Source organism: Nostoc sp. DedQUE07 (genome assembly GCF_034530975.2).
In the GTDB taxonomy this organism is placed as follows: Bacteria; Cyanobacteriota; Cyanobacteriia; order Cyanobacteriales; family Nostocaceae; genus Nostoc.
This window is the reverse complement of record NZ_JAVRCC020000025.1, coordinates 69790-84424: the sequence shown is the minus strand read 5'-3', so window position 1 is coordinate 84424 and position 14635 is coordinate 69790. Positions and strand designations below refer to the sequence as shown.

At 44.7% G+C, this 14635-nt stretch carries 12 protein-coding genes; 6 read left to right on the top strand and 6 right to left on the bottom strand.

All coding sequences use genetic code 11. The annotated features are described in order from the left end of the window. Window positions 1–27 precede the first annotated feature (27 nt). On the bottom strand, window positions 28–888 hold the full coding sequence (locus RMZ95_RS19520; RefSeq protein WP_322686636.1) for a pantothenate kinase: 861 nt from the start codon (window positions 886–888) through the stop codon (window positions 28–30). Between the two features lie 109 nt (window positions 889–997). Between RMZ95_RS19520 and RMZ95_RS19515 the strand changes: the two genes are divergently transcribed. The 3 genes from RMZ95_RS19515 to RMZ95_RS19505 all read left to right on the top strand — a co-directional run bounded on the left by RMZ95_RS19515 (window position 998) and on the right by RMZ95_RS19505 (window position 5262). Then, window positions 998–2722 carry a diflavin flavoprotein gene (locus RMZ95_RS19515; RefSeq protein ID WP_322686635.1) on the top strand — a complete coding sequence of 575 codons (1725 nt, stop codon included), beginning with the start codon at window positions 998–1000 and terminating at the stop codon, window positions 2720–2722. A gap of 130 nt (window positions 2723–2852) precedes the next feature. Continuing rightward, complete coding sequence (locus RMZ95_RS19510) at window positions 2853–4565, top strand: diflavin flavoprotein (protein WP_322686634.1); 1713 nt, start codon at window positions 2853–2855, stop codon at window positions 4563–4565. A 379-nt stretch (window positions 4566–4944) separates the two neighbouring features. After that, the gene (locus RMZ95_RS19505; protein ID WP_409883211.1) at window positions 4945–5262 is read left to right on the top strand and encodes a hypothetical protein; all 318 of its coding nucleotides are present in this window, start codon (window positions 4945–4947) and stop codon (window positions 5260–5262) included. A 42-nt stretch (window positions 5263–5304) separates the two neighbouring features. On the opposite strand, the gene RMZ95_RS19500 is transcribed toward RMZ95_RS19505, so the two are convergent. The 4 genes from RMZ95_RS19500 to ribBA all read right to left on the bottom strand — a co-directional run bounded on the left by RMZ95_RS19500 (window position 5305) and on the right by ribBA (window position 7699). Next, window positions 5305–5427 (bottom strand): hypothetical protein, encoded by a 123-nt coding sequence (locus tag RMZ95_RS19500; RefSeq protein WP_322682224.1) that lies wholly within the window; start codon window positions 5425–5427, stop codon window positions 5305–5307. Window positions 5428–5462: 35 nt separating this feature from the next. Beyond that, complete coding sequence (locus tag RMZ95_RS19495) at window positions 5463–5702, bottom strand: type II toxin-antitoxin system HicA family toxin (RefSeq protein ID WP_322682225.1); 240 nt, start codon at window positions 5700–5702, stop codon at window positions 5463–5465. Beyond that, window positions 5702–5926, bottom strand: a complete 225-nt coding sequence (locus RMZ95_RS19490) for a type II toxin-antitoxin system HicB family antitoxin (RefSeq protein WP_292755533.1) — start codon at window positions 5924–5926, stop codon at window positions 5702–5704. The genes RMZ95_RS19495 and RMZ95_RS19490 overlap by 1 nt, the downstream gene beginning before the upstream one ends. A gap of 99 nt (window positions 5927–6025) precedes the next feature. Then, window positions 6026–7699 (bottom strand): bifunctional 3,4-dihydroxy-2-butanone-4-phosphate synthase/GTP cyclohydrolase II, encoded by a 1674-nt coding sequence (gene ribBA / locus RMZ95_RS19485; protein ID WP_322669815.1) that lies wholly within the window; start codon window positions 7697–7699, stop codon window positions 6026–6028. A gap of 316 nt (window positions 7700–8015) precedes the next feature. Here ribBA and argC point away from each other — a divergent pair, with 316 nt between their 5' ends. Continuing rightward, entirely contained in the window at window positions 8016–9074 is a 1059-nt protein-coding gene (gene argC, locus RMZ95_RS19480; RefSeq protein ID WP_322682226.1) for an N-acetyl-gamma-glutamyl-phosphate reductase, read from the top strand. A gap of 67 nt (window positions 9075–9141) precedes the next feature. Here argC and eno read toward each other — a convergent pair whose 3' ends face one another. Beyond that, window positions 9142–10431, bottom strand: a complete 1290-nt coding sequence (gene eno, locus RMZ95_RS19475) for a phosphopyruvate hydratase (RefSeq protein WP_322682227.1) — start codon at window positions 10429–10431, stop codon at window positions 9142–9144. A 270-nt stretch (window positions 10432–10701) separates the two neighbouring features. Here eno and gloA point away from each other — a divergent pair, with 270 nt between their 5' ends. Further along, on the top strand, window positions 10702–11136 hold the full coding sequence (gene gloA / locus RMZ95_RS19470) for a lactoylglutathione lyase (protein WP_322669818.1): 435 nt from the start codon (window positions 10702–10704) through the stop codon (window positions 11134–11136). 601 nt (window positions 11137–11737) lie between these two features. Then, window positions 11738–14380, top strand: a complete 2643-nt coding sequence (gene clpB, locus RMZ95_RS19465) for an ATP-dependent chaperone ClpB (protein ID WP_322682228.1) — start codon at window positions 11738–11740, stop codon at window positions 14378–14380. Window positions 14381–14635: the final 255 nt, after the last annotated feature.

Sequence of the window (14635 nt, the reverse complement as noted above, 5' to 3'; positions counted from 1 at the left end):
AACTTCACTATGGATAAACTTCTCTCTTCATTTTATTTCATCTGTACTATCACCCATTACTATTTCGCACATTCCCCAAAAAATCAAATTTGCTTCCACAATTAAACGTTCTGTAATTTCAGGATATAAAGCTTGTAAATAGTTAATCAAAAAAGTGCGGTCGCCCCCTTTAATTGCAATCTTACCATGAGGAAATAATTGCAACCAGGCTTCAATAAAATCTTTGATCCCAGCTAATACTGTGTAAATTATCCCGCTTTGAATTGCTTCTTTAGTATTGAGAGCAAAACGTGCTGGTAGAGACGGAAAATTTTGCATTTCTACTAATGGTAATTGTCCTGTTTTTTGACCGAGAGTTGCAAATTGCAAGCCTAATCCCGGCAAAATTGCACCTCCAACTAGACACTCATTAGCATCCGCAGCCGTGAAAGTTAGCGCTGTTCCAGCATCAATTACCAACATCGGAAAACCCCAAGTTTTCGCCGCACCCCACAAAGCTAAAGCGCGGTCAATTCCTAGTGTGGGATACACGCCTTTTAGTGGTATTTGGTCTAAGGTAATAACGCGAACATTTGGGTAAGTTTGCCAAATAGCAGTTTGACTGGGAACTACTGAGGCAAGGACAAGAGGGCACGGGGGCAGAGAGACAAAAGCGCAAAGGGGTGGAGTATTTGTGAGAAAATTACTTTGTTGATGGCTTGGAGAAATTGCCAGCAATAAATCATCTAGGGTTTGAAATTCAGTTAGATGTTGTATGACAGACTCAGCAAGATAGTCGGTATCCCAAGCTGAGTAAAGTGTCTCGCCAATAAACAATGCCCAATGCAACCGCGAATTACCAATTTCCAAGGCTAGCCAAATTTCCTCTCTGTGCCTCTGTGGTTTCACACTTTTAACTTTTTTAAGTCAACTATAGGTTTTTTAATAAAAATTAACATTAAAGCCGTGTAACAATAAAAGAAGAGGAAGAAATACTCATTGTGTCAAGGAGGGAGTTATGGTAGCACTCACAGAAAAAACTGAAAAACGGCTCACCATACAGACTGTAGAGATTGCTCAAGAGACAACGGCTATTCGCTCTTTGGATTGGGATCGCGATCGCTTCGATATTGAGTTTGGTCTGCAAAACGGCACCACTTATAACTCGTTTCTCATTCGCGGGGAGCAGACTGCCTTAGTTGATACCTCCCACGAAAAATTTCGCCAACTATACTTTGATACGCTCACCGGATTAATCAACCCAACAGAAATTGATTATTTAATTATCAGCCACACGGAGCCAGACCATAGCGGTTTAGTTAAAGATTTGCTGCTTATGGCTCCAGAAATAACCGTTGTCGGTTCTAAAGTGGCGATTCAGTTTCTGGAGAATTTGGTACATCAGCCATTTAAACGGCGGATTGTGAAAAATGGCGATCGCTTAGATTTGGGCAATGGGCATGAATTTGAATTCGTGATTGCTCCAAATTTACATTGGCCGGATACCATTTTCAGCTTTGACCACAAAACCAAAATTCTCTACACCTGCGACGCTTTTGGGTTGCACTATTGCTCAGATAGCACCTTTGATGAAAACCTGGCAGCGATCGAAGAAGACTTTCATTACTACTACGATTGCTTGATGGGGCCCAATGCCCGATCGGTTCTATCTGCGCTGAAGCGGATGGGTGAACTGAAAACGATCGACATGATTGCCACAGGGCACGGCCCATTATTATCTCACAATGTAGAAGAACTAGTTGGACGTTACCGCACTTGGAGCCAAAGCCAAACCAAGGCAGAAACAATAATTGGGATATTTTACGTTTCTGAATACGGATATAGCGATCGCCTAGCGCAAGCAATTGCCAACGGTATCGGTAAAACCGGTGTCGCAGTGGAAATTGTCGATTTGGGATCTGAAGTCGATTTACAAGAACTGCGGGAACTAGTTAGCCGTTGTGCTGGACTAGTCGTTGGATTACCTCCGGCTTCTGGCGCTGCGAACATCCAAGCTGCACTCAGCACTGTTTTAGGATCGACCAAAGAAAAGCAAGCTATCGGCGTATTTGAAACCGGTGGTGGCGATGATGAGCCAATAGATCCTTTGGTGAGTAAATTCCGCAATTTGGGTTTGACAACAGTTTTTCCACCAATTCGGATTAAACAAACGCCTACGGAAAATACTTACAAGTTGTGTGAAGAAGCGGGTACAGACTTAGCTCAATGGGTAACACGCGCTCGCAACATCAAAGCGATGAAATCCCTTGGTGCTGACTTAGATAAAGCACTAGGTAGAATTAGCGGCGGATTATATATTATTACAGCCAAAAAAGGCGATGTTTCCAGTGCGATGCTAGCCTCTTGGGTTGCTCAAGCTAGCTTCAAACCGTTGGGATTCTCGATTGCAGTCGCCAAAGATCGGGCAATTGAATCACTCATGCAAGTAGGCGATCGCTTTGTTCTCAACGTTTTAGAAGAAGGCAATTTCCAACCATTAATGAAACACTTTTTGAAACGGTTCGCCCCTGGCGCAGATCGTTTTCAAGGTGTGAGAACTCAGCCAGCCGAAAATGGTGCGCCCATCCTCAACGATGCCCTCGCCTACATGGAGTGTGAAGTCATCAGCAGAATGGATTGCGGCGATCATTGGGCAGTATACAGCACAGTCTACGCTGGACGGGTTTCTAAGCCAGAAAGTTTAACTGCTGTGCATCACCGTAAAGTCGGCAACCACTACTAAAAAGTTAGGAGTTAGGAGTTAGGAGTTGTAGAGACGAGATCGTCTCTACAACGGAAGTTCAAAAATTTTGATTAACGACTTTCTTCAACTCATAACTCATAACTCATAACTCATAACTCTTGTTTTAGCTATGTCAAAAAACAAACCCCGTGACGTTCAAGTTTTCCCGATTGCGACAGATACGAGAATACTGCGATCGCGCAGTTGGTCAAGGCTGAGATTTGAAATTGAATATGCTCTTGCTAAGGGTACAACTGCTAATTCTTATTTAATCGAAAGCGATAAAACCGCCATTATCGATCCTCCAGGGGAAACCTTTACGCAAATTTATTTAGAAGCTTTGCAACAGCGTTTCCATCTTGAAGATTTAGATTATGTAATTTTGGGACACGTAAATCCTAACCGTGCTGCAACTTTAAAAGCTTTATTAAAAATTGCCCCGCAAATCACCTTTGTGTGTTCTAATCCAGGGGCGAGAAATTTACGTGCAGCGTTGGAAAATCAAGATTTGCAAATTCTTGTGATGCGGGGCGAGGAAACTCTAGATTTGGGTAATGGGCATAATTTAGAATTTATTCCCACTCCCAATCCCCGCTATGCCGATCAACTTTGCACCTACGATCCACAAACAGAAATTCTCTACACAGATAAGTTATTTGGGGCGCACGTTTGTGGAGATCAGGTATTTGATGAAGGCTGGGAAGTATATAACGAAGATCGGCGCTATTATTTTGATTGCCTGATGGCTCCCCACGCTCGTCAAGTTGAAACAGCGCTGGAGAAATTAGCTGATTTCCCCGTGCGAATGTATGCCACTGGACACGGGCCTTTGGTGCGCTATGGCTTAATCGACCTGACCAAAGCTTATCGAGAATGGAGTCAACAACAAACTTCTGCTGACTTGACAGTAGCGTTAATTTATGCATCAGCTTATGGAAATACAGCCACATTAGCCCAAGCGATCGCTCGTGGGATTACAAAAGCTGGTGTAGCTGTAGAATCGATTAACTGCGAATTTACGGAACCAGAAGAAATCCGAGCGGCTGTCGAAAAAGCGGGTGGTTTCATCATCGGTTCTCCCACTCTTGGCGGTCATGCACCGACACCCGTGCAAACAGCTTTAGGGATTGTGCTATCCACCGCTACTAACAATAAACTCGCCGGTGCTTTTGGTTCCTTTGGCTGGAGTGGGGAAGCGGTTGATTTAATCGAGAGTAAATTAAAAGATGCTGGCTATCGGTTTGGTTTTGATACCATCCGCGTCAAATTCAAACCCGACGATGCCACCTTACAATTATGCGAAGAAGCTGGAACCGACTTTGCCCAAGCACTGAAGAAAGCGAGAAAAGTGCGATCGCCAAGTCAACCTGCAACAAATGTAGAACAAGCAGTTGGTCGGATTGTCGGTTCTCTTTGCGTTCTTACAGCCAAAGAAGGTGATCGCGCCAGTGCCATGTTAGCTTCTTGGGTATCTCAAGCCAGTTTTAGTCCACCTGGTTTAACCATCGCCGTTGCCAAAGATCGGGCAGTAGAAACACTGACGCATACAGGAAACAAATTTGTCCTCAATATCCTCAAAGAGGGGAATCACCTGGGATTGATGAAGCACTTCCTCAAACCTTTTGGCCCAGGACAAGACCGATTTGCTGATGTCGCCGCCGAAGAAGCTGAAAGCGGTTCTCCCATACTTACGGATGCTCTAGCATATCTCGAATGTTCCGTACAAAACCGGATGGAGTCTGGCGACCATTGGCTGGTTTATGCGACTGTCGAGAGTGGCAAACTGTTAGATACTGATGGCGTTACTGCTGTGCATCATCGCAAGTCGGCAACTCATTATTAATTGGGCATGGGGCATGGGGCATGGGGCATGGGGCGAATGGCACGCTTGTTAACGGCAAACCCATTATATATAAGGCTTTTGGGTGTGGGGTGTGGCTGAGTGGGTGTAGTAAGTCAGAAATTTATTTGTATCCCCACTCATATTTACTTTTCTTGATTTTTCCCTACACCCAACACCCTACCCCCAACACCCTGCCCAGACGAACTTTCAGCTTTTCTTAGTGCCATTCGGGCATGGGGCATTGGTTATTAATTCTTCTCCCTCACTCCCTCACTCCCCACTCTTTCACTTCCTCACTCTTCTTTAAAGAACTCAACTCTGGCGTTTTTATCTCGACACTTCGAGTTCCGAACTCGGTGTTTCGTGTTCTGAAGCTCAAGTGTCGAGTTCTCAACTCGCTGTTTCATGTTCTGAGGCTCAAGTGTCGAGTTCCGAACTCGGTGTTTCGTGTTCTGAGGCTCAAGTGTCGAGTTCCGAACTCGGTGTTTCGTGTTCTGAAGCTCAAGTGTCGAGTTCTCAACTCGCTGTTTCATGTTCTGAGGCTCAAGTGTCGAGTTCCGAACTCGGTGTTTCGTGTTCTGAGGCTCAAGTGTCGAGTTCCGAACTCGGTGTTTCGTGTTCTGAGGTAAACAGTAGAAGTTTGGAGAGCGATCGCTCCAACCAAAACTTCAGCCAACGTCAAAGCCAAAGGGTTTAGCTGCAAGTTTAATCGGTATTGCGAAGACTGACACCCTACCACCTACAGATGAAGAAGTAAAAGCCATGCTAGATGAGTAGTTGGTGCAAAAGTATCTGTAATGCCTGTAATGCGAGTTTTATAATTGAACTTCAGTTCCAAAGCCTCGCCTAATTCGCTACACATTTCTATTTTTTAGTTTTAACCGAGCAGTATTGCTTTCAGATTTGCTCATAAGCAGATAAAAAATCCTCTCTTGAAATACCCGCTTGAGTACAAATGGATCTCAACGTTGAACCTTTAATTTGAGAATGGTTAGGCATAGTCAGTGGAGTTTTTGTTCCATCTTCGTTTTCTCGCTTCATAACAATATGTTCCCGCTCCCTAATAACAGTGAATCCCAGAAATTCCAATGTCTTAATTACTTTAGCTTTCGGTACGTCTACTGGGAATTTAACCATTAAATAGGAACCTCAGCTTCCGCCACAAAAGCTTCTAGGACTGGTGATTCCTCTTCTAAAACCTCTTGACCAAATATCTCTATATGGCAGTGGATAGCAGATTTAACATCAGCTAGTGCTTCTTCATAGCTGTCACCTTCACCAACTACAACCCCCTTGATACCCAAAGGATATGCTACGTAACCGTCATTATGTTTTTCAACAATAATTTTGATTGCTCTCATTGTCTATATAAAAGAACGGCTGAAAAGTTTGGGGGCAATGTAGGACTTACACACAATAAATCCTCTAACTCCTTAAAAAGTTGGCTTTTAGGGTTGTGGCTATTTGCTAAAGCTGTAAATTTGTTGCGTCTCCAAGCGATCGCTAATCGATGAAGGCAGTGTACCATCCGCGAATGTCTGCCGATCTAGTTGGACTTGTAAATTACTCAAAGGATCGCAACCAGAAGAAATCAGAAATTCTAGTTTCTGGATGTAAGGCACTGTTGCTAGGTTATCCAGAATTTGGAAGATTGCCTGTATGTAAGGATGACCACTCTGCTGATACCAATCACAGCTAGCAACTTTTGCCTGATCGAAACCCAAGTGTACAGTTAAAGATGGCTCGTCAAATAAAGCGATCGCTAAGGGGCGCGCTTCTTCCTGCAACAATAGATCGTTACTTCTGGCTAAGTGTCGCAGTTTCTCTAAGCGTTCATAACGTTCGGTTACAGCTTCCGGGTCATCTTGCCAATGGATTGCTACTGTTACTAGATAAGTTTGTAACAGCATGTGACCCAGCTTTTTCGCCTTTGTCGCTAGATAATAGGAATTGTAGTCGTTTGCCTCAATTAACAATGGCACGCGATCGACTACTTCCAGCCCATAACCCTTGACACCTGCAATTTTGCGGGGATTATTGGTGATCAGACGAATCTTTTTGATGCCCAAATCCATGAGCATTTGTGCCCCCATACCGTAGTCTCGCAAGTCAGCAGGAAATCCCAAACGCTCATTTGCTTCTACTGTATCTAGTCCCATATCCTGCAACGAGTAGGCTTTCAGCTTGTTAATCAAGCCGATTCCTCGTCCTTCTTGACGTAGGTATACAACTACACCTTGTCCAGCAGACTCAATCATTTTCAGTGCAGCTACAAGCTGCATTCGACAGTCGCAGCGCAAAGAACCCAAAGCATCACCAGTTAAGCATTCTGAGTGCATCCGTACCATCACTGGCTCATCTTTGAAGTTAGCGGGATCGCCTTTAACAATTGCCACGTGTTCTGTATTATCCAGAGTATGGCGATAGGCGTAAATCTCAAACTGACCGAATTGACTAGGCAGTTTAGTAATAACTTCACGATACACTAAGCGATCGTGCTGTAGGCGATAGCTGATTAAATCCGCAATACTAATAATTTTTAAATTGTGACGTTTCGCGTATTCAACTAACTGCTGCAACCGCGCCATTGAACCATCAGAGTTTTGAATTTCACAAATTACCCCCGCTGGGTATAGCCCTGCTAGTCTAGCTAAGTCCACAGCCGCTTCCGTATGTCCTGCCCGTTTGAGTACGCCTCCAACCTTAGCCCGAATGGGAAAAATATGTCCAGGACGGCGTAAATCGGTAGGTTTTGTGGCTGGGTTGAGAGTAACCTGGATAGTGCGGGCGCGGTCTTCTGCTGAAATGCCTGTAGTGACACCTAATTCTGGCCCGGCATCAATACTGACAGTGAAAGCAGTTTGGTTAGTATCTGTAATGTTGCTTACCATCAAGGGTAAGTCTAGCTCGTCTAGGCGATCGCCTGTCATTGCCAAACAAATTAGTCCTCTTGCTTCCACCGCCATAAAATTAATCATGTCGGGTGTGGCAAATTGGGCAGCACAAATTAAGTCGCCTTCATTTTCTCTATTTTCATCATCTACCACTACAATGACGCGACCAGCTTTTAGGTCTGCTAAAGCGGCATCAATCGAATCAAATTTAAAAGCTTGGGTAGGATTAGGCTGTGACACAGAAGATTTCCAGCTATAAACGTAAATTTTTTTAACAATTTCTTCTTTTAGATTGTAGCTCCTTTATAAGGCAGAGAAGTAGACTAGCAATGATTTGATAACGGGGCAAAAATTTTTGCCATTAAAAGTGGGGATAAAGTGCAGCGATCGCAAAGGATGAAGGGGATGAGGAAGCATAATAATCATTTGTTTGCTCCCCCATCTTCTCAGAACAAAGTAGAGGGGTTTAAGACCTTTTGTGTGCTGTGCGTCTGGTCGCTGATATTGTTGATAGCTGAGAACGAATTAACCATTCATGGGATAAGGATTTCAGATCATGGGCAAATTTAGACGCGTACCCGTTGGGATTGTTGGCGCGTCGGGCTATGGTGGAGTGCAGTTAGTACGACTACTGATGGATCACCCAGAAGTCGAAATGGTTTATTTAGGAGGTGAGACTAGTATCGGGAAATCCTTTGGGGATCTTTACCCGCATCTGGCTCATGCAACTAACCTGCTAATAGAGGCGGTAGAACCAGAAATAATTGCTCACCGCTGTGAAGTAGTTTTCCTGTCTTTACCAAATGGTCTGGCTTGCCAAATCGCACCCAAACTTTTGGAAAAAGGATGTAAAGTACTAGATTTGAGTGCAGACTATCGGTTTAGTGATTTGACAACTTATACCAATTGGTATGGTACAGAGAGAAGCGATCGCACAATTGCAGCTACAGCAGTTTATGGATTACCAGAACTTTATCGCGATCGCATTGCCGAAGCTCAACTTATTGGCTGTCCCGGTTCCTATGCCACTGCTAGTCTTCTTGCACTTTCGCCACTTTTAAAGCAAGGCTTAATCAGACCGGAAACAGCTATTATCGATGCCAAGTCTGGCACATCTAGTAGCGGACGGCAGGCTCAAACCAACTTATTACTAGCTGAAGCCGACAACTCCATAACAGCTTTTAATGTTGGTCGTCACCGTCATACCCCAGAAATTGAGCAAATTTGCAGTGACTTAGCCGGTCACGAACTCATGATTCAATTTACACCGCACCTGATCCCAATGGTACGCGGTATTTTGGCAACGGTATATGCCACAATGAGCGATCCAGGTCTAGTGCGAGATGACTTAATCACAATTTTCTCAGCCTTCTACCGCAACTCTCCTTGGGTAAGAGTCTCCGGTAGCGGCGTTTACCCCCAAACCAAGTGGGCTAACGGCAGCAATCTTTGTTACATCGGTGTAGAAGTTGACCCACGCACGGGTCGCGTAATTGTCATGTCAGCAATTGACAATCTAATTAAAGGACAGGCGGGCCAAGCTATTCAGTGTCTGAACCTGATGATGGGCTGGGATGAAACCTTGGGGTTGCCCAAGTTGGGGTTTTATCCTTGATTGGGGATTGGGTATTGGGAAGAATTCTTGCCCCAGTCCCTAGTCCCCAGTCCCCAGTCCCTAGTCCCTACTTCGGCCCTAACCCTACAGCACCAGCATAAACGGCGCGATCGCCTAGTTCATCTTCAATTCGTAGCAAGCGATTATATTTTGCTACGCGTTCGCTGCGACACAGAGAACCTGTTTTGATTTGACCGGCACGGGTTGCTACAGCTAAATCAGCGATCGTTGTGTCTTCTGTTTCACCAGAACGATGGCTAATTACTGAACGGATGCTGTTGCGAGTTGCCAAATCAATTGTTTCCAAGGTTTCGGTAAGCGAACCAATTTGATTGAGTTTAATCAAGATGGCATTAGCGGCTTTTTCCTGGATGCCTCTTTGCAAGCGAGTAGCGTTAGTCACAAACAAGTCATCCCCTACCAATTGCACCCGCGAACCTAACTTCTGGGTGAGCAATTGCCAACTTTGCCAATCTTCTTCGTGCAAGCCATCTTCAATTGACACAATTGGATATTGGTCAACCAGTTGTCCTAAATAGTCAATAAACTCTGTCGGGGCGTGAGGTTTACCATCGTAAACATACTGACCATTCTTGTAAAACTCGCTAGCCGCCACATCCAACGCCAAAGCTACTTGTTCCCCTGGCTTGTAACCAGCTTTCTGAATGGCAGCAACCAGCAATTCCAAAGCCACCTGATTAGATTCTAGGTTAGGAGCAAAGCCGCCTTCATCGCCCACACCAGTAAGCAAACCCTTCTCATCTAATACTTGACTGAGAGTAGCAAACACCTCTGCACCCCAGCGCAACGCTTCCCGAAAGGAAGTTGCGCCAATTGGGACAATCATAAACTCTTGAAAATCCACGTTATTTGAGGCGTGTGCGCCACCGTTAATCACGTTCATCAACGGCACTGGGAGCAAATTCGCTAAAGGGCCACCCAAATAGCGATATAGAGGAATTTCTAGAGACTCAGCACCAGCTTTAGCAGCTGCTAAGGAAACCCCCAAAATTGCATTAGCCCCCAAATTTTTTTTGTTAGCAGAACCATCTATCGCAATCATTGTGCGGTCTAGCAGTTCTTGATTGAGGACATCCAAGCCTAACAATTGTGGTGCAAGTGCTTCTTTGACGTTTTGTACTGCCTTGAGTACGCCTTTGCCCCCATAACGACTTTTATCGCCATCACGCAGTTCGTGGGCTTCAAAAGTGCCAGTAGAAGCACCACTGGGAACTTGCGCCAGTCCGACAACACCATTAGCTAAATATACTTCGGCTTCAATTGTCGGTCTACCGCGTGAATCAAGAATTTCACGGGCTGCGATCGCCTCAATGGCAGTATCTAGAAATTTACTCATCTGTACTTTATCCTTTATTCGAGTGTGTTACGCATCCAGTCCAGTTGCCTAACCCAATCGCTAGCATAGGTGGTTAAGAGACTTTCTCGGCTGAGATTAAAGAAGATTTCCATTATCAAGGATAGGGAGCAATGCCCAGAATGGGTAATTGTTTATTCTGTCCTCTCGGCTTTTAATTCTTTCTGTGACAGCATTTTTACCTTAAGACTTTGAGCTAGGTAAAATGTTTGCAGAGAATAACACTAAATCAATTACAGAGAAAAGGTCAATATGCGATTACTACACACAATGCTGCGGGTGGGCAACCTTGAAGAATCTTTAAAGTTCTACTGTGAAATTCTCAAAATGAAACTGCTGCGCCGAAAAGATTATCCAGGCGGAGAATTTACCCTGGCTTTTGTTGGCTATGGCGACGAAAGCGACAACTCGGTAATCGAACTAACCTACAACTGGGGTGTAGAAAAGTACGAATTAGGTAATGCTTACGGTCACATTGCCCTTGGCGTTGATGATATTTACGCTACGTGTGAAGAAATTCGCACTCAGGGCGGTAAAGTCGTGCGCGAGCCAGGGGCGATGAAACATGGTTCGACGGTAATTGCTTTTGTGGAAGATCCAGATGGGTATAAAATTGAACTGATTCAACTGGGAACTCAAGGTTCGGCAGTCAAACAGGAATCACAAGAGCAACTTGTGAGTCAATAATTCTATCAGGGATTTCCAAAAAATTAATTATCCAGTAGGGTGGAATGTCATTTATCTAAGCTGGATTCAGATCCCCGGCTCCTTAAAGAAGTCGGGAATCTGGGCAGCAATTTGTGCTTAAGAGCGATCGGAAAATCTACACAGATGTCTTAAAAAGTGGAGCTAGAAAAAGATTGATTCTTCTGGCACACTGTCATCTGGTGTCAGTAAACACAGAAGACGCGCTAGAGTTTTCCCTTTTTGGGCGGGTTAGGGGATCTCCTCTACGTAAATCCTATTAGTATTTCCCCAATACTGTCCTTGATGAGCAATATTAATAGCGAAGTCAAATAGCCAGTCGTAGACATCGCTCCAATAACACCATTGGGGAAAGTCTGCTCATAACAGTATTTTCGTTTTAAATTAGGAAATAGGCAATGGATTAAACTATCATCAATTGCCAATCCAAAATTGCCACCGGAGATACACGCGGATATCCGCCCAGAATGTTTGGATAATTATCTGGGTATTAAGGAGTAGGGTTACAACCACTCTCAACTCCCTACTCCCTTTAATAATCCCCAATCCTTAAACTAAAAATTCAAATTCTAAAATTCTAAAGATGCAACCTACAGATCCAAATAAATTTACTGATAAAGCCTGGGAAGCAATTGTTAAATCTCAGGATATAGTCCGTGCTTATCAACAACAGCAACTAGATGTTGAACATTTAATTATTGCCCTGTTAGAAGAACCCACTAGTCTAGCAATACGTATCCTAGCTCGATCTGAGGTCGATCCAATCCGCTTGCAGCAGCAGCTAGAAGCCTTTACGCAACGTCAGCCGAAAGTTGGTAAAAGCGATCAGCTTTACCTTAGCCGCAATTTAGATATTTTACTAGACCGAGCCGAGGAAGCTAGAGCTAGGATGAAAGATTCCTACATTTCTGTGGAACACATACTTTTGGCCTTTGCTGAAGACGATCGCATTGGACGAAAGATGCTCAAAGGCTTTAATGCGGATGCACCTAAACTTGAAGCTACAATCAAAACTATTCGCGGTAGCCAAAAGGTAACAGATCAAACACCAGAATCCCGCTATGAAGCCTTACAAAAATTTGGCAGAGATTTGACAGAACAGGCAAAAGCGGGAAAACTCGACCCAGTAATTGGGCGGGATGACGAAATTCGACGGGTAATTCAAGTATTGTCTCGTCGTAGCAAAAACAACCCTGTATTAATTGGCGAACCTGGGGTAGGTAAAACTGCGATCGCCGAAGCATTAGCACAACGGATGGTGAACGGTGATGTTCCTGAATCTCTGAAAAACCGCCAACTCATCTCTTTAGACATCGGTAGTTTAATTGCTGGGGCAAAATTGCGAGGAGAATTTGAAGAACGCCTCAAAGCTGTCCTCAAAGAAGTTACGGAATCTAACGGTCAAATTGTCTTGTTTATTGACGAACTACATACCGTAGTCGGTACAGGTTCCAGCCAACAAGGGGCAATGGATGCGGGAAATCTGCTCAAACCAATGCTGGCGCGGGGAGAACTGCGTTGTATTGGTGCTACTACCCTTGACGAATTCCGCAAACACATTGAGAAAGACGCTGCCCTAGAACGCCGCTTTCAGCAAGTATTTGTCGATCAGCCAAGTGTGGAAAACACTATTTCGATTCTGCGGGGGTTGAAAGAACGCTATGAAGTGCATCACAACGTCAAAATTTCTGATTCGGCTTTGGTAGCAGCAGCAACCTTGTCAGCACGTTATATTAGCGATCGCTTCTTACCAGATAAAGCTATTGATTTGGTCGATGAAGCAGCAGCACAGTTGAAAATGGAGATTACCTCCAAACCAGCCGAATTGGAAACCATTGATCGCCGCCTCATGCAATTAGAAATGGAAAAGCTATCATTAGCTGGTGAAGAAAAGGGTACTCTCCAAACAAAAGAACGTTTGCAGCGAATTGAGCAAGAAATCGCCAATTTGACGGAAAAACAGCAAACATTTAATGAGCAATGGCAAGGTGAAAAGCAGATATTGGAGGCGATAAGCGCCTTAAAGAAAGAAGAAGATGCGCTGCGAGTGCAAATTGAACAGGCGGAACGCGCCTACGATCTAAATAAAGCTGCTCAATTAAAGTATGGCAAATTGGAGGGAGTGCAGCACGAGCGTGAAGCTAAAGAAGCGAGCCTTTTAGAAATTCAAAACCAAGGTTCCACGTTGCTGCGAGAACAAGTCACCGAAGCCGACATTGCCGAAATCGTCGCCAAGTGGACAGGAATCCCCGTCAATCGCTTGTTGGAATCGGAACGACAAAAATTACTGCAATTAGAAAGTCATTTGCATCAACGAGTCATTGGGCAAGAAGAGGCTGTAGAAGCAGTAGCAGCCGCAATTCGCCGCGCCCGTGCGGGGATGAAAGATCCCTCTCGTCCCATTGGTTCATTTTTGTTCATGGGCCCTACAGGTGTGGGTAAAACCGAACTTGCCCGTGCTTTAGCTCAGTTTCTCTTTGATTCTGATGATGCATTGGTGCGCTTGGATATGTCTGAGTATATGGAAAAACACTCAGTTTCTCGCTTAGTGGGTGCGCCTCCAGGATACATAGGATATGAAGAAGGCGGCCAACTTTCCGAGGCGATTCGCCGCCGTCCTTATTCAGTGGTGCTGTTGGATGAAGTGGAAAAGGCGCACCCCGATGTGTTCAACATTTTATTGCAGGTGTTGGATGATGGGAGAGTTACTGACTCTCAAGGAAGGGCGGTAGATTTTCGTAACACCGTCATTGTGATGACCAGTAACATTGGTAGCGAACATATTTTGGATATATCTGGTGATGATTCCAAGTATGAAACGATGCAAAAGCGGGTAATGGATGCTTTGCGATCGCATTTCCGCCCAGAATTTCTCACCCGCCTTGATGATATTATTCTCTTCCATGCCCTCAGTCGCACTGAAATGCGGCAGATCATCCGCATTCAACTCAAACGGGTAGAAAATCTCCTGCGCGAGCAAAAAATCTTCTTTGAGATATCCCAATCAGCCTGCGATCACCTTGTTGAATCAGGGTATGACCCAGTTTACGGTGCCCGCCCACTCAAACGGGCAATTCAGCGAGAAGTAGAAAACCCCCTCGCCACCAAGTTATTGGAGAATACTTTTATCTCTGGAGACACGATTATCATTGACAAAAATGAAAATGGTCTGTCTTTTAGCAAAAAAGTGCTAGTGAAGGTGTCAGTACCACAAATTGCGACATAGCACCTAGCGTCTCCCCTTCACTCAACGGGACGTAGCCAAAGGGCTGTAGGGAGAAGACCAAACTGGCTTGGATAAACGGCGTTGCAGAGAAAGCGGGATGATTTTGGTAGTTTTGTGGGATGGGCCGAAAAGCCCGTCCCTTGTGTTTCAGGGCGCTTGTGTCGCCCACCCTACAAGAATCATCCCTTGATTCAGCAACGCCGGATACACAAACAAAATCTAAGAATAATTGAGGGTTTGAAACCCACGGATGTG